The following is a 19,154-nucleotide window of genomic DNA, read 5'->3' on the forward strand; positions in this document are numbered from 1 at the left end:
CAATTAAACCAATAGTATTGATTCTATCAATTGTTTAGAATTTGGAATTTTTAAAGTTTCATTTTATCTTCCTAATAAAGCTCCAAACATAGAAAGTACAAATAGTAATCCGTACAATACGAGAATTGCAATCATAAAAATCCCAATGAATTTATAATGCGATTTTAAGTAACCAAAAGAAGCCGTTAATGCTACATTATCATTGTCTCTAAAAGCTTTTTTTCCATTTGCACCAAATTTAAAAAGATAGTAAACCGGAAAGAAATAAATTGCACCAAATATAATATATATAAAAGTTATCACTACGCCAAAAGAACTGCCATAAGCCGCCATTCCTGGTATCGAACTTCCTAGTGTAGCAAAAATTGCACTTGCAAAAATTGCAAACACCAATATTAATCCAATGCCAACGAATCCTACTATTCCTAAAAAATATGCCCATTTAACGGTTTCCTTCAAAAAATCTTTTGAAGATTGATCGAGCTGTAACTCAAATTTCTCGAAAACTGAATTTTCTTCCATGTCTAATTTATGTTTTGGTTAAGAAACAAACATAAGAAAAATATTGTTACAATTTTTATTAAACTAGCTTCCAGATTTTAAATTCCAAGTAGCTTTACAACTTAAAAAATCTTAGGATCCCTCTTTCTCTACTTTTAATATCTGTTTTTACAAAAATATTTATTTTCTTTTATGAGTTTTCATAAATATTCCGCTTCTCTTTTTTAACATGAAGTAAACATTCATAAAGCTATATCAGTTTAGCAAGCTCAATGAAAGCTAGCTGATTTTAATATTTGAATTTACTAAAGTATTATCATTGTCATTATCTATACGACCAATAATATTAAAAATAACTTCTTCTGAAAAAATTCTTAATTCCTTCTAAAGTTAAACCTAGCACTTTTGCAATTTCCGTAAGTTTATATTGGTCAATAGTATTGTTATTTACTGCAGCCCAACAATCTACTAATTATTTTTTTTAGACTTCTGCCTACAGCTCCTAATTTTGCAAATTTTATAAAAGACAAATATTATCTACATTTTTCAATTACATTAAGTAAAGTTTCCGCCAATCTGCGTAAGTAATAAAATTGATATTTCTTTTTTTTCTAGTTAATGAAATCGAAAATAAGAAATATCAATTTTATTTCAGAGCCTTCACTTTAAAGCTTTAACTACAAAAAACCTTTTGAGAAATAACTATACTTGTTTTTGGTATAATGTTGTTAAATAGTGGATCGCTTTTCAACAAAAAATAATCCCATAAATCAATTCATAATTAAAAAGTCATTTCTAATAGAAATACAATTACAAATAAGCGTGATAAAACTATATTTTTCTTCCATCAAAAAAGGTATAAATACAGTTAATTTTTAAACACTAAACAAATAGCTCTAATGAAAAATAAGAAAAACGCTTCTTTTTATCTTATTAGCAATGAAAAAAGCCTGTTTTTTAAAAGTTTTAGCCTGTTTTTGGTAACAATCTGTAGAACAACCTGTTGTAATTTTGTTTTCGCTCCAGCTTCAAAGAAATGAATCGTAATCAAAATGGTTCTATTTTTTTGAGTTTACTAAAATTTTAAATTTCACGATTTATATAGGGGAAAAATCAGAATGATCTAAACATTTTACAATTATAGTCAACTTAACAATCAGAAAACATGAGATTAAGTATAGTAATTAAAAACATAATCATCAACACCGTTTGTATATTGTATACATCTTTATTTGTTTATGCAGCAGTAAGTAAATTGCTTGACTTTGAAAACTTCCGAGTACAATTAGGACAGTCACCTTTATTAAGTGCTTTTGCAGGTTTCATTGTCTGGATAGTCCCATTAGCAGAGTTGTTCATTGCCTTACTTGTCATGCCAAAAAAATGGAGATTAATGGGGCTCTTTGCATCTTTTAGTCTTATGATTATGTTTACTGCATATATCTATATTATTCTAAACTACAGTTCTTTTATTCCGTGTTCCTGTGGAGGCATTTTGGAAAAAATGGGATGGAGGGAACATTTAATTTTTAATTCAGTTTTCATAATTCTGGCAGCAGCAGGTATTCTGATACTGGCCGGTATGATGCCAAAAACGCATCTCATTTCAAAGCCTGCTGTTCTTGCCAGTGCTTTATCAATAACTGCTTTTTTTAGTATTGGTATTGTTGCATTTCTTTTTATCCTATCAGAAGACATCATTGAGCATCGAAATAATTTTGTACGTCGTTTTCCTGGCAATGCTGTAAAAGTAGGAGAAATTGACCTTCAGTTTAGTTCTTATTATTTTGCTGGAGCCACGAAAGAAAAGATATACTTGGGGAATTATACAGCTCCTTTACGAATCACAGCATTTGACAGCACCTTGCAAAAAAGAGATGATTTTAAGGTTCATCTAAATCGAATTGATTTTCCATTCCAATCTGTTCAGGTTCGTGTTTTATCTCCCAATTTTTATCTTATCGACGGTTCGGTTCCTGTTATTTATAAAGGTCTGATAAAAGACTGGAAGGCATCTGTAAAATGGAATGGAAGCAATACTTTTTCTCATTATCAGCTCATGGATTCAATTAACTTGGCATTTCGTTCCAATTCCAATACAAAAGGCGAAAGCATACTGGGATCAGTTCAATTTGGAGACAAACCACAGGTAATTTTTAATGCAAAATTATTACAGAAACAAATAGATGGAATTTTCGATGTCGACGGAACACTCAATTACGACAAAGATCTTCAAAGGCTGATCTACATTTACCTGTATCGCAATGAATTTATTGTAACTGATAAGTATCTTAATCTGAGCTATCGCGGCAAGACAATAGATACGGTGAATAAAGCCCATATCAAAGTGACGACAGTTGCCAGCAGGCAGGAAATAAAATTGGCAGCTCCTCCTTTACTAGTCAATAAAACAAGTAGCGTATTTAAAAATTTGTTGTTTGTTAATTCAGCATTATTAGGTAAATATGAACCTGCTGAAATGTGGAAGGATGCTAGTATTATTGATATCTACGACCTTAATACCAATTTTTATAAAGGTAGTTTTTATATCTATCATATCAAAAACCAAAGACTGAAGAACTTTTTTGTTCTCAATGATAATTTCTACGGTTTTATTGGAAAGTATATGGTTCATTACAAATTAAATAAAAGGCTAACGAGTGCCTATAAAAATAAAAGTCAAAAATAAAATCTCATCATGAAAATATACTGCAGTGTCAGGGAAAAGACCGAAAACCTGTAAAAGAGTAGGTCGCTAACATATTAAATTATAAATCATGAAAACAAAATTTTCAAAACAGGTTCTACCTGTTGCGGTATTTGCTCTTGCAATAGCAAGTGCTTTTACAACCCATGCCATGAATGTGCGTTCTAAAGCAGCTACACCAATTCAAGGGTACATCAAACTGAACCCACAAGGAACATCTTGTGAACAGCGTGATATGTGTTCTACAGACAGTAACGGATTTGTTTGTACCGTAGGACTCACAGCAGGTGGCGCCCAGTTATTTGGTAAAAATTCAGCCAATCAATGTGTTGTGCCGGTTTTTAGACCATAAGACTATTGCTTGTATAATGACAATGCAGTTCCAAATGGAGCTGCATTGTTTTTTTTATCAAATGGCTATTGTTTTACAACCACTCAGGTTTTGTATCCCTTTTTAAGTAATAGTCAAACCAATCTTCAATTCGCCGGGTCAGATCTTTTTGATTTTTTTTGTCCATAAGCACATGACCTTCTCCTGGATATAGCAGCATCGTATGTATTTTTCCTAGACGTCTTAGGGCCAGGTAAAATTCAATACTCTGATAATAATGCACCTGACTATCCTGTTCGCCTGTCCATGACAACAACGGTGTGTTCACTTTATGGGCGTGGTAAATTGGCGAGTTTCTCAAATACGACGCGAAATCTTCATACAGAGATCTCCCGATCCTTAACTGCCCAAATTCATACTGCCAAAAATTAGGTTTTTCAAATCCCCATGTTGCCCAAAGATAACCACTTACATAATCGGTAATAGCAGCACCTGCCACTGCGGCTTTAAACATATTGGTTTGCGTGATGATATAATCTGTTTCATATCCACCATAAGAGTGACCTATAAGACCTATACGGGTACTATCAATAGACGATTCACTGCCAATAACGTGCTTAGTTGCTGAAACAACACAATCTACCGCTGAAGATCCCGGGTCCCCAACTTGATAAACAATATCAGGCAAAAAAACGAAGTATCCTTTTGAATTAAAATTAGCAATATTAAATCCTGTCGGGTTTTTCTGTGATGGATTTACAAAGCGATACAATTCTTTCGATTGCTTTTCGTAAACTTGCACTACCATTGGGTATTTTGCACCAGCAAGATAATCTGCAGGATAGAACAAGACACCATTTAAAATACTTCCTTTGGAATTGGTATAAGAAATTAGTTTAGAACATCCCCAATAGTATTTTGCCTGTTGTGAATTGCTTTGAAAAAGCATTTTTGCTTTTGAATCTGATTTCTCTTTAATAAGCAATCTCGGCGATAAATTGTAGTTCTCTTCCTTATAAACATAACTATCATTCTTGGCTGATGCAATAAATTCACTCGTATACATCATCTTGTCTATCAAGGGCTGCAATCCAGCTTTTTTATCCCAAAAACAATAGCCTGTATATTCTAACGCTTCGGCCTTGATCAGCAATCTGTCTTTAGATTCAAATACCCCTTTGTAACTTCCGTCATAGTTCATTTTGAAAGACTGCTGAGTTGATTGAGCAACAATTCTGTAAGTGGTTTTATCTTCACGACCCCTAGTTAATCGAAGTGCACGTCTTCCATCTATTGTGATACTCCAGATATCATACTTATCGTAAACAAAAAGAGTTTTATCACCTTGTATCCATCCCGGATTACCAAAAGGACTGGCCTGTTCTGGCCTATCGGACTCGTTATCTGAAAAGAAAACCCCCAACTCTTTAGTAAGATTTTTGTGCTGGCCACTTACTATATCATAAGCCCACCAGTCTCTGTCTTTAAAATAAACAATGTATTTTTCATATAGAGAAATAGATATTGCCGCTTCCTTACCCAACTGATTCTGCAACAAAAGTTTGCGGGTACCTGTTTCCAGATCCAAAATGTAAATATCAAGAGGAGCTTCACGGTTTGCCTGCGGTTCATATTGCTCAGGATTGTAAAGAAAAGCATATTTTTGGTCAGCGCTTAACATCAATTTCGGAAATTCATTATCTGTAATACGCTTAAAACTATTCCGCTCAGGCCACCACACTGCTACTTTTGCTGCTCTGTCCCAACCATCAATCTGTACTTTAGCAGTATAAAGATATTTATCCTTTGTACTCCAAGTCTGCACCTGTGAGAGATCCACTGGAATTACAGCTTTCTCTAGTCCAAAGAATATTCTTTTACCATCCTCAGAAATGCTGAGATAGGCAAAAGAAGATGTGATTATTTCCATATCTTCGGGAAAATGATCCTGCGCAGACGGATTAAAACTATAAAACTTATCCTCTGCTATCCTATAGTACCCAACGCAAGTACGGTATATTCTTTTACTACCTCCCAAAGGATGTAGTAAAAAAGCTACGGACTTTCCGCTTTTTTGCCAAACAATATCTGAATATTGAAAAGCGTTAGGATTATTGTTTATTATAGTAGTGGTGTTATCACGTAAATTAAAAAGCACAATTGCTGTATTGTTTTCAGATTTTGTCGTGTAGATCAAAGCGTCTGTACCTGAGTTATACCAATAGTTTTCAATATCTTTTAAGAGCAGGGATTTCTTAGTGACTACATTTTTTAGTTCCAGATCTTTTTTGCCATCTGCCCTCTTTTTTAAAAGGATGATGTCTTTTGTCCCAACTCTTAAATCATACCGGAATACCTCTGCGTTAATCTCTCGTTTTGAAGTTAACAAATCAACAATTACAAGTTCACCTTTAGAGCTCATCGCAGAAAACCAATTATCAGCGATAAACTCTCCTTTACTTGCTCCAGGAAAACTATAGGTTTTGGTTGCAGAACTATTTTTAACAAATAGGGTATCTTCGCCACTTTCATAAAAAAGAGAAAAACTTACCCATTTTGCACTTTGGCTAAGTTTGCCCACTCTAAGATTACTCCATAAAGAATAGTCCTCTTTTGTAAGCTGTTTTTTAGCATTACCTTGTGCAAACCCAAAAGACGGTGTAAAAAGAGTGACCAATATTGTACATCTGACAATCAGTGGTATTCTTCGGAATAATTTATCTATATTGTATTTCATAAAATAGAGTCTTATTTTAATAACCAGGATTTTGAGGTTTTAAATTTGGATTAAGAATTAACTCTGACTCGGGTAGCGGCAATAACTTATCTGTTGTATCCCACCCTGTCTTTAATGGCGATAGCGATTCATCTAAATGATTTGCTCTTTTTAAATCAAAAAAACGATGTCCATATTCTGTAAAGAATTCCACTCTTCTTTCTTGAAGTATAGCCTTAAGCATCTCGGACTGACTCAGAGCCGTGGTTCCTGCAAGACCTGCCGTATGTCTGATTTTATCCAAATCTTCTCTTGCCCCTGCTAGATCTCCTTGCTCAGCGCGGGCTTCACTTCGAATCAGATATTGTTCTGCCAAACGAAATACTATAGAATATTCTAATGAACCAAAAGTATTTGATCTTTGTTTGTATTTATTGGCATGATACCAAGTATCAGTACCCGTAGTAACTTTTGCTATCCAATATTCTTTGCGCTGATCACCCGGTTCAAACGCGTTTATAAGGTTTGTACTTAGAGCCACAAGTGACGGCGGTCCTGCTGTAAATATAAACGTTTCACCTTCCTGCGTGTTTTGTCCATCAACACGAGGCTTAAATTGCCAGATTGTAGTGGTGCTTTCTTTCAAAAACATGTCGCTCAAATTAGTTTGCCAAGTGTATGTCTGGGTATTGTTTAATAGGTAAGATGCGGCATTGGCTGCTTCTGCCCACTGTCTGTTGTACAGATATGCTCTAGCCAACAAAGCCATCGCTACGGATTTATTGGGACGTATACGATCACTGGAAACATACTCTTCAGGCAATAGTGTTACTGCCAATTCGAGATCTTTTATAATATAGGAATACAACTCGGCACAGGGCATCTTTTGTGCTGTTCTATTTTTCTGATATTCGGTTGTAGTTATATAAGGTACATCTCCGTAGAGATTTAAAAGATAAAAATGCAGTAGGGACCTGACAAATAATGCCTCTGCTGTTAATTGGTTTTTATCTTTAAGTCCCAAAGCACTCGAAGCACTTACTGCTTCAATAATAGCATTTGCCGCATAAATCTGATTGTAACTGCTACTCCATGAGTTAAAAACCTCTGTATTGGAAGGCAGGATTGCATTGTTGTAAAAATCTCGAGTGGTACCGGAAATATCGCCGTAATAAACTAGTTCATCGCTATAATTTCCCATCTGATTGGACAGCCCTGAAAGATTTCCACTTAAGACACCACTATCTCGCATTTTGGCATAAATACTCACCATAGCAGCATTGGCAGTAGCCCTGTCTTCAAAAACCCCACTCTGGGTGAGCTGGGATGACGGAAGATCCACTTCAACAAAGTTGTCACAGCCCTGTGTAAGAATCATACCTAATATAAGCAATACAACAAGAAAGTTATTAAATGAGATCTCTATTACACTCTCTTGGATAAATAGAAAAATTGATTTCTTTTCCATAATATTTGAATTAAAGGATTAAAAAGTAAACTGAAGCCCTGTTGTAAAAACTTTCAATGGAGGAAGGGCTGTAGTAAATCTGGACTCTGGGTCAGCACCCTTAAAGGAAGTAAACGTAAAGAGATTTTGTCCCTGAAATACCAGTCTACATTTTACACCTTTAAGCACCTGCTCAGAGATGCTATACGATAAAGACAAATTCTTAAGTCGAACATAAGAGGCATCTGTTATCATAGCATCACTGGCATAATATTTATAAAATGCATCAACTGCCTGGCTATTAACTCCAGTTGAATACTTTTGATGGCTAGCAATATCTCCAGGATTTTGCCAGTGGTTCATCACCGTTACCGGTTGATTGGTCATAGTGCCAGGTAGGCCTGTACCATATGATCCGCTATAGTTTAGCTGCTTGACAAATTGAAATAGAAAATCCAACTGCCATTTTTTGTAGGTAATTGTATTTTGAAGACCTCCGAAATATTTCGGATTCAGATCACATATTACCTGTTTATCTTCAACGGCTGTAATTAAACCGTCAGCATTGTAATCTTCAAAACTGGTAAACACCTGTTTGTGCATTGATTCCAGTATAATGATATACTTTTTTAATATTTAGTGGCTCCCCAATTACAAACTGATTTTGATAAGTTGATCCTTCAAGATCTGGAAAAGAGAGTAATTTATTGCGAGCAATAGTCAAATTAAAATTACTTGTCCAATTGAAGAATTGTCTTTGAAAATTGACTGTTCTAAGAGTAAGTTCAATTCCCCTATTTTCAACGGTAGCTTCTAAGTTTGCCTGGATGGAATTAAATCCGGTTGTTGCCGGAAGCGGAATGCCAACCAATTGATTTGAAGATCTATTACTGTACCATCCCACCGTTATAAAAATACGGTCTTTAAAAAATCCCGTTTCGATTGCCAACTCCAATTTTTTATTGATTTCCCATCCAAAATTGGGATTAAACAATCGTATTGGTTCCAGACCGATAACACCTCCATAATTATTTCCTGTAGCCCCATAAGTGTTTAAAAATTGATAGTCCCCAATCTGGTCATTTCCAGTCGTGCCATAACTCGCTCTAAATTTTCCAAAGCTTAGAGAATCAAAATTTTCTTTTATAAACTTTTCATTTGAAAACAGCCATGCAGTACCTATGGCACCAAAGGTGGCAAATTGCCTACCTGGACCGAATCTGCTTGAACCATCCCTGCGTCCTGTAAAATTTAAAATGTAACGTTCATTCCATGAAAAATTGACTCTTCCAAAAAAGGCTTGATATCTATAAACCGATTCACTATGCACCAAATCAAAGACATTAAAAGCGGAAGAAAGATTATAAATCAAGCTGTTGCTACTGAATCCATTAGCTTCTTGTACGAGTTGATTAGCGTTTTGCTGTTGAAAAGTCGAGCCTATTAGAATTTCCGCTTTCCCTTTTCCTATTTTTTTAGACCATGATAATTGGGGTTCTATAATCCAGGATTTTCTTGTGGTATTATTGACATATATCGATGAAAATTCGCTTCCAACTTCGTAAGCAGGGTCATATATTGTAGAGGGCTGTGTACGACTGTCATTAAAACGAGTATCAATAAAGCCAAAACTGGTTTTGGCTATTAAACCAGGAGTGATTTTATAGGATAACAAGCCATTAGCAAAAAGATCGTTAGTTCTCGAAATGTACTCCCCTTCCAAACTACTAATGGGATTATTCCATGTACTGTTTTCCCAGTTTAGATTACCTTTCTGATCATATAAGGCCGGAGCATTAGGTGCTAAAAGAATTCCTTGTTGGGTAATATCCATGCCCGGCTGATTATTCTGTTGCGCGGTATATCCCATAGAAAAATTGACCTGGAATTTTTTATTCTCGGATTCATGGTTCATATTTGCAAGCAGATTACCTTTTCTGTAATTGTAATCTCCGGGAAATACAGTTGTTTCTTTATGGAAATTACCATTTAAGAGAAATTGTGTACCGGAAGAACCTCCTGATAACGATGCCTGTACATCGTTAATTTCTGAAGTGCCACCTATAAGTACTTTCTGCCAGTTGGTATAACGATTTTGATCCCATGTACCGTTTACATCATAATCTGTTGGACCATATGCTATACCATCATTTATAAATGCTTGTCTTCGCATTTGCAGGTAATGCTCTGTATTCATCAAATCCATGAGCCGGGTTACTTTTGCTAGTCCTCCAGATACATTTGCTGTGAATTGTGTTTTTCCTGCTTTACCCTTTTTGGTTGTTATAAGTACAACACCATTAGCTCCTCGAGAACCATATATAGCCGTCGCATCAGCATCTTTGAGAACTTCTATGCCTTCAATATCACCTGGATTAATACTATTTAATGGACTCGTTGATCCTTGAAGTACAATACCTGTGAGATCAGAACCTCCGGAATCCGAAGAATATGGAACACCATCAATAATATAAAGAGGTCTGTTTCCATTAGAACGCAAACTGTTTTGCCCTCTTATCTGAATATCAAAATTACCTCCAGATACTCCTGTATTTTGAGTTATACTCACCCCTGCCATTCTTCCCTGCATAGCAGCAAGTACATTTGTTACAGGTTGTTTTTCAATATCCTTTGAGCTTATTTTTGAAATACTTCCTGTACGCTGACTTTCTTTTACAGAATAATAGCCTGCATTGATTTTGACTTCCTGAAGTGCCGTCGCATCTTCCTGCATCTGAACATTAATTGTTAAATGTCGAGTAACTGGAATCTCTATGGTTTTGTAACCGATGTAAGTAAAAATTAGAATATCAGAAAATGATACCGTTATATTATATTTACCGTCAAAATCTGTAACGACAGTATTTCTTTGGTTTTTTATAGAAATAATCACCCCTGAAAGGGGGACTACACCATCAGTCACGATACCCGTGACCCGAATTTGTTGTTGCTGTTGTACAGGAGAGAATTGCAAGGTATTCCTTGCTAGGGCTGGCGTGCAAAAGAGATAAAACCCGAAAATAAACGGATACCAAAGTAGCACCAACCCTTTGCTCAATGAAAAAATTTTCATAATTTTGGGATTAGTTAATTTGAAACGAAAGTTTTTATTAATCAGCTCAGCTCTCTATACTTGTTTGATCGCCAGTTAGAGGGCTTTTTTGCTCAAATAAAGCTGGATATATGTGCAGTTTTAAAGCCTGCAATCGGTCTAATCTACTAATTCAAAATAAAGCTAAGACGTTACAGGCAGTAAATATTGCTTCAATTTTTTAATTCATAGTAATGGTTTTAGTTAGACACTATTTAAATACGGAACTATGAAAAATGAAGAAGATTAGCTAAGAATATAAGTGAATTTAACAGGCCTAGAATAAGAAATGGCGCAGAACTCATCTTACTGCCTTTGAGGTACTGGTATACCGAGGAACAATAAGTGAGCCCACGCCAATAGACGTGAGCATCTTACTTATCCTCTCGTTCCTAATTAAAAATTACCAGTTTTCAAAAGCGAGATTCAAAGCGAATGCTTCAAATATTTTTATGTGAAGATCGCAAATATATAGTTAATTGCAACAAATATAACAAAAAAAAGCAATCGTGGTATTTTATTACCACGATTTTTTAATTAAAATTAATCAAATTGCCTTAATATAAAGCGATAATGATTAGTAAAAACAAAAAAATTGAATTCTTAGCGCAATTTGGTAAGCGTTTGGGCGAAATAAAAAGAGAAAAAGGCATGTCCTATAGAGACATTGATGAAAATTGCGATCTCGATTTTAGTTTTATTAGTAAAATTCAAAAGGGAAAAGAAAATATTACTTTAGAAACGATACTCAACTTATCGATTGGTTTAAAAATACAACCAAAAGAACTATTTGATTTTTTAGTCAATTTAGAAATTGACGATAATAAAAAATAGGATCACCAGATTCCACAAATAAATATTAATGCTCCGTTTTCTTATTGATCCCTTTTGTGATTATGCAATCAGGTATTAAAAACTTTAATATTTTTCCAACTAGAAGTCAATTTAGAGGAGTGCGTAAAGTAGATTTCTTCTTATTCAGATTATCTAATCTTTTTGGCTAATCCCCAAGCTTTGCGTTTGATCCTCCGTTTGATCCCCGATCTGCACCTGATCCAAAACAATTTCAATTTATTCCAAAAAAAAACCACCACTAAAAAGTGATGGTTTTACGTTGAGCCGGCGGAGGGACTCGAACCCACGACCTGCTGATTACAAATCAGCTGCTCTAGCCAACTGAGCTACGCTGGCGACTCATTACGAATGCAAATATAAAGTGGATTTTTGTATTTTCCAAAATAAATTTACGGCTTATTTTATTAAAAAACCACCACTAAAAGTGATGGTTTTATTTTGAGCCGGCGGAGGGACTCGAACCCACGACCTGCTGATTACAAATCAGCTGCTCTAGCCAACTGAGCTACGCTGGCGACTCATTACGGGTGCAAATATAAAGCGGTTTTTCGTTTTACCAAAATAAATTTGCACTTTTTTATACTTTTTTTTGCTTACAATTCGTTGATTTTAGCAATCAATTGATTAGCAGTTTCTTCCAATTCAACATTGATTTGTTTGAAGTGTGCTTTTTTGTTTTCAACATTCTTAGCATTCACTTTTGTGATCAAAGTATCAAATGCAGCGATAGCCTGATCGATCAAAGCATTCGTTTCTGGAGTAGGATTTCCCGAAGTAGACATTTCGAATAAGTAAATTGCCTCAATAATATCTCCTAATACGAAGTTGATGTCTTTCTTTAAATTTTTAACGTTTGCCATTTTATTTTTATTTTAATTTGCGACTGCAAAAATACACATAATCTTTCTATTAAGTGCTATGAAATGTAAATTTCTAAAATAGAAGCTTTTCCGCTTAAAATAAATGCATTTATCTCAGCCGGAACTAAAACGGTATCTCCTTTTATATACGATTGTTTGAAACCATCAAATTCAATTTCAAAACTTCCCTCGATACACATATAAACAGTAAAAGTTTCGCCTGACTTAGAAACCTCAACTTTACCTTCTAACGGAATAAAGTTAGTGGTAAAATAAGGACAATCAACCACTAGGTTAGAAGTGTTCGCTTTTGTCTCGTATTTCTTTTGCGTCTCTACCTTATTATAGTTAATAGCATCGAGCGCCAGGTCTACATGAAGTTCTCTTGTATTTCCCTGAGCATCTTTTCTGTCAAAATCATACAAACGATACGTAATATCTGATGTTTGCTGAATCTCGGCCACTACTAATCCTGCCCCAATAGCATGAACCGTTCCCGTTTCTAAAAAGAAAACATCGCCTGCTTTTGCTTTTACATCATCTAAAATCGAAACAAGTGTTTTATCATTCAAATGTTTCAGATATTCTTCCTTGCTTGAATTTTCCTTAAAACCTACAATGATTCTTGCATCAGCATCGGCCTGCATTACATACCACATTTCGGTTTTACCAAAAGAGTTATGACGTTCTTTTGCCAATTTATCATTTGGATGTACTTGTATCGACAGATCTTCACGGGCATCTAAATATTTAAAAAGCAACGGAAACTGTTTTCCAAAACGACTGTAAACTTTTGTTCCCAGAATTTCATTTGGCATTTCATCAATGAGTTCCATCAATGATTTACCTTTCAGCAATCCGTTTGACACAACACTTACATCACCTTCTACCGTAGACAATTCCCAGCTTTCGCCAGTTATCTTAGAAGAGATTGGTTTATTCAAAATTGTCTTTAGTTTTTCTCCGCCCCAGATTCTATCTTTCAAGATGGGTTCAAATTGTAATGGGTATGATTTTGGTTTCATGTTTTTTAAGGCTAGTTTCTTAAATCAACAGCAGATTGCTACTATTTTCTAATATTACAATACTAATTCTTTGACTGTTTCAAGTGCTTTCGGAATATGTTTTCCTGCATTCATACTGTCAAAAATCAAGATAACAACCCCATTTTTATCAATTACATACGTTACCCTTCCTGGCAAAAGACCAAATAAAGTGTCGCGAACGCCAAAAATGTGTCGTAATTTTTTGTCTTCATCAGACAAGAGTATAAAAGGCAATTGATGTTTGTTCGCAAATGTCTCATGCGATTTTACACTATCGCTGCTTATACCAATAACCTCAGCACCAAGATCCTTAAAATCTTCGTATTGATCTCTAAAACTACAAGCTTCAGTAGTACATCCGGGTGTATTATCTTTTGGGTAAAAATAAATCACCAGAGGTTTTCGCCCCAAAACACTTTGGCTTTCAAAAACTTCTCCATGACTATCTTTTGCAGTAAAATTCGGAACTATATCTCCTATTTTTAGTGACATTTATTATTCTCCTTTATAAGTTACAAAATTGCGGTCCGTTTCATTCAGAACGATTTCTAAGTCGAAATCTGCCTGAATTCTTTTTCTAATTTTATTCCATATCACAACAGCAATATTTTCGGCTGTTGGATTCAAATCTTGAAATTCCGGAACATCCAGATTCAAATTTTTGTGATCGAACGGAATTTCCACTTCTTGGTGTATAATATCCGCCAATACTTTCACATCTACAACAAAACCAGTTTCGGGGTCAATTTTTCCTGTAACACTAACTGTTAAACCATAATTATGACCATGAAAATTGGGATTATTACATTTTCCAAAAACAGCATTGTTCTTTTCGAATGTCCAATCTTTTCTGTGCAATCGATGTGCAGCATTAAAATGTGCTTTTCTTGATATGGTTACTTTCATTTGGGTGGTTGGTTAGTCTGGTTAAAGTTTGTGATCTTCTAAATAATGATCAAATTCATCAAAAATTATTTTAAACCACACGGTATAAATTTCAGGATTTTTCTCAATGTCAGCTTTTACATCTTCGATTTTCATCCATTTCCAATCTTCTACTTCTTCAGGATTTATGGCCGGATCATCATTATAGTATCCTATCATAACATGATCTAACTCATGCTCTGTTAAACCGTTATCAAAAGGTGCTTTATAAATAAAATGAAAAAGCTCTTTCAAATCTGCTTTAAAACCCATTTCTTCAAACAATCTTCTGCTCCCTGCTTCGACATTTGTCTCTCCTTCGCGCTGATGGCTACAACATGTATTAGTCCAGAGTAAAGGCGAATGGTATTTGTGATGAGCACGTTGCTGCAGCATTATCTCATTTTTATCATTTAAAATAAAAACTGAAAAAGCGCGATGTAAAACTGCTTTTTCATGTGCTTCTAGTTTTGGCATTAAGCCAATTTGCTCATCGTTTTGATTTACTAATATTACGTTTTCTTCTATCATAGGGCTTATTGATCAAACAAAAATACGAAAAAAGAAATGGCTTGAAAATCTCACACGAGATTGTGAAAAGTTTAACGAGCCTGATATTTTGCAAAAATCTGAATAACAACAAAATACATCTAATTAAAACTCAAAAATCCTTTAAAAATGAGACTTAAAACTAAAACAATATATTTTACGTACATAATAAAAGTTAAAACATACTTAAAAAAATCTGAATTGTAAAGCAGACGACATTTCAGGGCGAAATGTAGTCGTATCTTTGAAAAACAGAATTAAAGCACATAGAAATAATGAAAACAAAAACCCAAATTATCAGCCTTTGCTTTTTAATTCCGCTCTTTATTTTACAGGCATGCGGACAAAACGCAAAAAAACAAAATACAAAAACAGTAGTTATGGAAAACAAAATCACTAAACCCGGAAATCCTTATTACTCTAATACAGATACAACAAAACTCAATGTGAGTAATGATGAATGGAAAAAAGTACTCCCGGAAGATGTTTATGACGTAATGCGAAATGCAGATACAGAAAGGCCTTTTACAGGCAAATACTGGAATACGGATGAAAAAGGCACTTATTACTGTGCTTCATGCGGAAACTTACTTTTTCGTTCCGGTGCCAAATTTTCGAGCAGCTGTGGATGGCCAAGTTTTTTTGAGCAAGAAAACAAAAACAGCGTAGTTTATAAAAAAGATAACTCTCTTGGAATGGAAAGACTCGAAGCATTATGCGGTCGTTGCGGCGGACATTTAGGTCATTTATTCGATGACGGACCCGCGCCAACCGGAAAACGATATTGCATGAATTCGATTGCACTTGACTTTGTTCCTGACAATAAATAAAATTAAGATGAAAAATATAGCCCTTATTTGTATTTTGGCACTATACCTAAACGGATTTGCACAAAGCAATAAAACAAAAACCACCTCAAATTTAGAAACTATCACCCTTGGCGGAGGCTGTTACTGGTGCGTTGAAGCAGTGTACGAAAATCTCGAGGGAGTAAAATCTGTAGTTTCCGGTTTCTCCGGAGGAAAAGTCGCCAACCCAACTTATGAAGAAGTTTGCACAGGCACAACCGGTCATGCCGAAGTAGTCCAGATAACTTTTGATAAAAATGTGACCGATATTAATGAAATATTTAAAATTTTCTTTACTGTTCACGATCCTACAACGCTAAACCGACAAGGTGCAGATGTAGGAACTCAATATCGTTCTGTAATTTTTTATAAAAATGCAGAACAAAAAAATGCCGCAGAAAGTATTATTGCTGAATTGAATAAAGCAAAAGTATACAACAGCCCGATTGTAACAAAAGTAGAACCTTTTAAAGCATTTTATAAAGCCGAAGATTACCATCAGAATTATTATGCAAACAATAAAAACCAACCGTATTGCAAAATGGTCATTCAGCCAAAAATCGAGAAGTTTGAGAAAGTATTCAAAGACAAGCTAAAAAAGAAATAATAGACTTTTATATTGGTTAATAATAGTTGCCGTTCATGAAAATGAACGGTTTTTTTGTGTTTTTTTTTGCCACGAATTACACCAATTTAAACAAATTAAAATTAAAGATCAGTAAGAAAAAAAATTAGTGAGAATTAGCGAAATTCGTAGCAAGCCATTTTTTATAATAATACCTTTTTATATCACGAAAGAATTTTACCTTACTTTGCATTATCAAAACAATTCAAAATGAAAGCACTTACCTTTTCTTCTTTCGGAAATTCTGATGTTTTAGAATATATCGAAATTCCAAATCCTGAATTAAAAAGCGATGAAATTCTGGTAGAAATGAAAGCCATTGGTTTAAATTTTGCCGATGTTTACAGACGAAAAGGAAACTATCACCTTAAAGGAAACCCACCTTTTATTGCAGGTTATGAAGGTGCAGGAATCATAGTCGACACTAACAATCATCCCGAATATAAAATTGGAGATCGTGTGGCTTTTGCCGATGTTCCTTTTGCGAACGCAGAACTGGTTGCGGTAAACATAAATCATGTACTTCCTTTACCGCAAGCCATTACTTTCCAAACTGCTGCCTCTATCTTATTGCAGGGTTTAACAGCTCATTATTTAGCAACCGACAGTCACAAAACCACAAAAGGCGAAACGGTATTAATTCATGCTGTTGCCGGCGGATTGGGGCAATTCCTGACTCAAATCAGCAAATCATTAGGCGCAAATGTCATTGGCTTAACCTCATCTCCAGACAAAGCAAAAGTCGCCATCGAACAAGGAGCCGATCATGTTTTTTTATATAATGAAGATTGGAAATCAGATGTTTTTAAAGTGATTCCAAATGGTGTTGATGTGGTTTACGATAGTATCGGAAGCACGTTAATGGATAGTTTTGAAGTCACTAAAGAATGCGGACAGGTTGTTTTCTTCGGAATGGCAGGCGGAGATCCTGAACCTGTAGACCCGAGAATGCTAATGGACACTTCAAAAACCTTAACCGGTGGAGATTTGTGGAGTTACTTAAATTCTAAAGAAGAAAGAATCAAAAGAGCCAATCAATTATTTACCTGGATCATCGAAGAAAAAATCAAGCTTTCTGAACCAACTTCTTTTAAACTATCCGAAGGAAAACTAGCGCACGATTATCTGGAAAGCCGAAAAAGTACGGGGAAAATTATTTTGATTCCGTAAATAATAAATCAAACCTGAAACATTTAAACAGTTTTCAGTACCAGTCTCAGTTTTCAGTCTCAACTGGATCTTATCATTTCGACGAAGGAGAAATCACATTAGAAGCTCCACAATCAAAATCGCCAATCTTTGTCGATTTACGAGTGTGATTTGCTTCGCCTGTTCGCTATCGCTTGGGTCTCCTTCGTCGAAATGGCAAGATTGAGTAAAAAATAATATAAAATCTGTTTTTATCCGCGTTTTCGCGAAGCGAATCCATTTTATCTGCGTACCTTCCCTATAATCCCTTTGCAATCTCAGAGCAAACGAAATACGCATACTTTGCGTATCCAGATAGCCATCGGGATTGCGACCTTTGCGGCAAAATTCAATCCAATTCTACAATTGATCAACCTCAATTTTAGTCAATTCAGATAATTCCAAAATTCTGGGAACATCCTTTTTATTGGCCACAAAAAACAAATAGTTATCTCCATGAGTATCGTAACTCATTAATTCAAAACCTCGTTTCTCTAAAGCTGACTGAATGTAAGGAAACAAATCATGACTATAGGTTTCTTCCGGATAATCGAAATTAAGATCTTCGCCTATCATTTCTGAGATAAAATATTCAGCATCTTCAGGATCAAATTTCCAGTCGCTGTTCCAGGCATCGATACTTTCGAAGAAATCCCATTGTTCTTGCACTATCTCATGATATTCTGTATGACCTTTTTTAAAATTCTTCAAAAGTTTCTTAGATTGCTTTTGAACCAATTTTTCGTCGACATCGCCTCTTGAAACTAATTTTATAAATTCTTCAAAAGTCCCCTGCGTAACCTCAACCTCTTCAGGTAATAAATTTTCCTGCGAAGGAAGCTCAATACTTTCTGGTAATTCGATATTTAGATATTGACAAATTCCCTGTAAAATCCTTTCAAACTCTTTGAAACCTATTTTCTGAATATCATTTTTTGGTTCGTTTATATCTATAGATTCTGTATCCAGTATTCCTCTAGTATAATCAAGGAAATAACTATTGTTGTATAACATCTTAAAATCATTAGTTTCTAAACTATTGGTACAACAAAAAAAGATAACAAAATTATGCAAAACGTGCTTCAGGTATTTTTTCGTTTCGGGAGTTGGCTCTGTATAAAATTGAATATGAATATAGTCGTACTCTAATTCCTGAAGCATTTGCTCCTCTGAAACAGGCCCTATATTAATCCTTTTATAGATTTCGTTTAAAACTTCGTAAGCATTTTTAAAACCGCTTTTCTTTATCTCAGCTCTTCCTTCGTCATGATCAAAAGAACTTGGAAAAGAATACAGACTTACAGAAATCGTATCATGAACTCCTTTCATTTTAAACTCAAAACTATTTTTCTCATTATACAACTGAGAATAAACTTTATCTATAACATCAAAAGAAACAATCGATTTTGGGTCATTATTTCTGCCAAACAAATTCAAAAAAAAGTCTTTCATTTAACCGTATATTA

Annotated in this window: 17 protein-coding genes and 2 tRNA genes; 6 read left to right on the forward strand and 13 right to left on the reverse strand. The window is 34.8% G+C overall.

Translation table 11 applies throughout. The annotated features are described in order from the left end of the window. Positions 1 to 63: 63 nt before the first annotated feature. On the reverse strand, positions 64 to 522 hold the full coding sequence (locus tag QLQ94_RS01430; RefSeq protein WP_271334675.1) for a hypothetical protein: 459 nt from the start codon (positions 520 to 522) through the stop codon (positions 64 to 66). A 1,144-nt stretch (positions 523 to 1,666) separates the two neighbouring features. On the opposite strand from QLQ94_RS01430, the gene QLQ94_RS01435 reads away from it, so the two are divergent. Together QLQ94_RS01435 and QLQ94_RS01440 are read left to right on the forward strand one after the other, a co-directional pair. Further along, complete coding sequence (locus QLQ94_RS01435) at positions 1,667 to 3,190, forward strand: DoxX family protein (RefSeq protein ID WP_482498925.1); 1,524 nt, start codon at positions 1,667 to 1,669, stop codon at positions 3,188 to 3,190. 88 nt (positions 3,191 to 3,278) lie between these two features. Beyond that, positions 3,279 to 3,560 (forward strand): DUF6520 family protein, encoded by a 282-nt coding sequence (locus tag QLQ94_RS01440; protein WP_072960865.1) that lies wholly within the window; start codon positions 3,279 to 3,281, stop codon positions 3,558 to 3,560. Positions 3,561 to 3,633: 73 nt separating this feature from the next. Here QLQ94_RS01440 and QLQ94_RS01445 read toward each other — a convergent pair whose 3' ends face one another. The 4 genes from QLQ94_RS01445 to QLQ94_RS01460 all read right to left on the reverse strand — a co-directional run bounded on the left by QLQ94_RS01445 (position 3,634) and on the right by QLQ94_RS01460 (position 10,775). Continuing rightward, positions 3,634 to 6,276: a S9 family peptidase gene (locus QLQ94_RS01445; RefSeq protein WP_482498927.1), complete on the reverse strand. Its 2,643-nt coding sequence runs from the start codon at positions 6,274 to 6,276 to the stop codon at positions 3,634 to 3,636. Positions 6,277 to 6,292: 16 nt separating this feature from the next. After that, entirely contained in the window at positions 6,293 to 7,597 is a 1,305-nt protein-coding gene (locus tag QLQ94_RS01450) for a RagB/SusD family nutrient uptake outer membrane protein (RefSeq protein ID WP_482498929.1), read from the reverse strand. 144 nt (positions 7,598 to 7,741) lie between these two features. Continuing rightward, a complete protein-coding gene (locus QLQ94_RS01455) occupies positions 7,742 to 8,305 on the reverse strand; it encodes a hypothetical protein (RefSeq protein WP_482498930.1) in 564 nt (187 codons plus the stop codon). Next, entirely contained in the window at positions 8,277 to 10,775 is a 2,499-nt protein-coding gene (locus QLQ94_RS01460; protein ID WP_482498932.1) for a SusC/RagA family TonB-linked outer membrane protein, read from the reverse strand. Before QLQ94_RS01460 ends, QLQ94_RS01455 begins: the two co-directional genes overlap by 29 nt. Before the next feature lie 591 nt (positions 10,776 to 11,366). Between QLQ94_RS01460 and QLQ94_RS01465 the strand changes: the two genes are divergently transcribed. Further along, a complete protein-coding gene (locus QLQ94_RS01465) occupies positions 11,367 to 11,627 on the forward strand; it encodes a helix-turn-helix domain-containing protein (RefSeq protein WP_427401807.1) in 261 nt (86 codons plus the stop codon). A gap of 283 nt (positions 11,628 to 11,910) precedes the next feature. Here the strand turns inward: QLQ94_RS01465 and QLQ94_RS01470 are convergent. The 7 genes from QLQ94_RS01470 to idi all read right to left on the reverse strand — a co-directional run bounded on the left by QLQ94_RS01470 (position 11,911) and on the right by idi (position 15,009). Beyond that, positions 11,911 to 11,984: transfer RNA gene (locus QLQ94_RS01470), tRNA-Thr, on the reverse strand. 105 nt (positions 11,985 to 12,089) lie between these two features. Continuing rightward, positions 12,090 to 12,163, reverse strand: a tRNA-Thr gene (locus tag QLQ94_RS01475). A gap of 78 nt (positions 12,164 to 12,241) precedes the next feature. Further along, a complete protein-coding gene (locus QLQ94_RS01480) occupies positions 12,242 to 12,508 on the reverse strand; it encodes a hypothetical protein (RefSeq protein WP_055093243.1) in 267 nt (88 codons plus the stop codon). Between the two features lie 56 nt (positions 12,509 to 12,564). Beyond that, positions 12,565 to 13,533: a type I phosphomannose isomerase catalytic subunit gene (locus QLQ94_RS01485; RefSeq protein WP_482498934.1), complete on the reverse strand. Its 969-nt coding sequence runs from the start codon at positions 13,531 to 13,533 to the stop codon at positions 12,565 to 12,567. Positions 13,534 to 13,587: 54 nt separating this feature from the next. Continuing rightward, positions 13,588 to 14,046: a peroxiredoxin gene (locus tag QLQ94_RS01490; protein ID WP_271334673.1), complete on the reverse strand. Its 459-nt coding sequence runs from the start codon at positions 14,044 to 14,046 to the stop codon at positions 13,588 to 13,590. Positions 14,047 to 14,049: 3 nt separating this feature from the next. Next, complete coding sequence (locus QLQ94_RS01495) at positions 14,050 to 14,460, reverse strand: 6-carboxytetrahydropterin synthase (RefSeq protein ID WP_482498936.1); 411 nt, start codon at positions 14,458 to 14,460, stop codon at positions 14,050 to 14,052. Positions 14,461 to 14,481: 21 nt separating this feature from the next. Beyond that, positions 14,482 to 15,009, reverse strand: coding sequence for an isopentenyl-diphosphate Delta-isomerase (gene idi, locus QLQ94_RS01500; protein ID WP_482498938.1), 528 nt, complete (start codon positions 15,007 to 15,009; stop codon positions 14,482 to 14,484). Positions 15,010 to 15,302: 293 nt separating this feature from the next. On the opposite strand from idi, the gene msrB reads away from it, so the two are divergent. From msrB to QLQ94_RS01515, 3 genes are all read left to right on the forward strand, one after another. Beyond that, positions 15,303 to 15,857, forward strand: a complete 555-nt coding sequence (gene msrB / locus QLQ94_RS01505) for a peptide-methionine (R)-S-oxide reductase MsrB (RefSeq protein ID WP_482498940.1) — start codon at positions 15,303 to 15,305, stop codon at positions 15,855 to 15,857. Positions 15,858 to 15,864: 7 nt separating this feature from the next. Next, positions 15,865 to 16,482 (forward strand): peptide-methionine (S)-S-oxide reductase MsrA, encoded by a 618-nt coding sequence (gene msrA, locus QLQ94_RS01510; RefSeq protein WP_482498942.1) that lies wholly within the window; start codon positions 15,865 to 15,867, stop codon positions 16,480 to 16,482. A gap of 228 nt (positions 16,483 to 16,710) precedes the next feature. After that, positions 16,711 to 17,670 (forward strand): quinone oxidoreductase family protein, encoded by a 960-nt coding sequence (locus QLQ94_RS01515; RefSeq protein ID WP_482498944.1) that lies wholly within the window; start codon positions 16,711 to 16,713, stop codon positions 17,668 to 17,670. Positions 17,671 to 18,048: 378 nt separating this feature from the next. Here QLQ94_RS01515 and QLQ94_RS01520 read toward each other — a convergent pair whose 3' ends face one another. After that, on the reverse strand, positions 18,049 to 19,140 hold the full coding sequence (locus QLQ94_RS01520; protein WP_482498946.1) for a DUF6630 family protein: 1,092 nt from the start codon (positions 19,138 to 19,140) through the stop codon (positions 18,049 to 18,051). Between the last annotated feature and the right edge of the window lie 14 nt (positions 19,141 to 19,154).

This window comes from Flavobacterium sp. B114r, assembly GCF_056824125.1.

What these genes read in the sequence shown, in the direction of transcription:
- idi (WP_482498938.1), bottom strand. Translation starts at nt 15,009, where the DNA reads ATGATAGAAGAAAACGTAATATTAGTAAATCAAAACGATGAGCAAATT.
- msrB (WP_482498940.1), top strand. Translation starts at nt 15,303, where the DNA reads ATGAAAACAAAAACCCAAATTATCAGCCTTTGCTTTTTAATTCCGCTC.
- QLQ94_RS01490 (WP_271334673.1), bottom strand. Translation starts at nt 14,046, where the DNA reads ATGTCACTAAAAATAGGAGATATAGTTCCGAATTTTACTGCAAAAGAT.
- QLQ94_RS01440 (WP_072960865.1), top strand. Translation starts at nt 3,279, where the DNA reads ATGAAAACAAAATTTTCAAAACAGGTTCTACCTGTTGCGGTATTTGCT.
- QLQ94_RS01430 (WP_271334675.1), bottom strand. Translation starts at nt 522, where the DNA reads ATGGAAGAAAATTCAGTTTTCGAGAAATTTGAGTTACAGCTCGATCAA.
- QLQ94_RS01460 (WP_482498932.1), bottom strand. Translation starts at nt 10,775, where the DNA reads ATGAAAATTTTTTCATTGAGCAAAGGGTTGGTGCTACTTTGGTATCCG.
- QLQ94_RS01465 (WP_427401807.1), top strand. Translation starts at nt 11,367, where the DNA reads ATGATTAGTAAAAACAAAAAAATTGAATTCTTAGCGCAATTTGGTAAG.
- QLQ94_RS01455 (WP_482498930.1), bottom strand. Translation starts at nt 8,305, where the DNA reads ATGCACAAACAGGTGTTTACCAGTTTTGAAGATTACAATGCTGACGGT.
- QLQ94_RS01485 (WP_482498934.1), bottom strand. Translation starts at nt 13,533, where the DNA reads ATGAAACCAAAATCATACCCATTACAATTTGAACCCATCTTGAAAGAT.
- QLQ94_RS01495 (WP_482498936.1), bottom strand. Translation starts at nt 14,460, where the DNA reads ATGAAAGTAACCATATCAAGAAAAGCACATTTTAATGCTGCACATCGA.
- msrA (WP_482498942.1), top strand. Translation starts at nt 15,865, where the DNA reads ATGAAAAATATAGCCCTTATTTGTATTTTGGCACTATACCTAAACGGA.
- QLQ94_RS01480 (WP_055093243.1), bottom strand. Translation starts at nt 12,508, where the DNA reads ATGGCAAACGTTAAAAATTTAAAGAAAGACATCAACTTCGTATTAGGA.
- QLQ94_RS01515 (WP_482498944.1), top strand. Translation starts at nt 16,711, where the DNA reads ATGAAAGCACTTACCTTTTCTTCTTTCGGAAATTCTGATGTTTTAGAA.
- QLQ94_RS01445 (WP_482498927.1), bottom strand. Translation starts at nt 6,276, where the DNA reads ATGAAATACAATATAGATAAATTATTCCGAAGAATACCACTGATTGTC.
- QLQ94_RS01520 (WP_482498946.1), bottom strand. Translation starts at nt 19,140, where the DNA reads ATGAAAGACTTTTTTTTGAATTTGTTTGGCAGAAATAATGACCCAAAA.
- QLQ94_RS01435 (WP_482498925.1), top strand. Translation starts at nt 1,667, where the DNA reads ATGAGATTAAGTATAGTAATTAAAAACATAATCATCAACACCGTTTGT.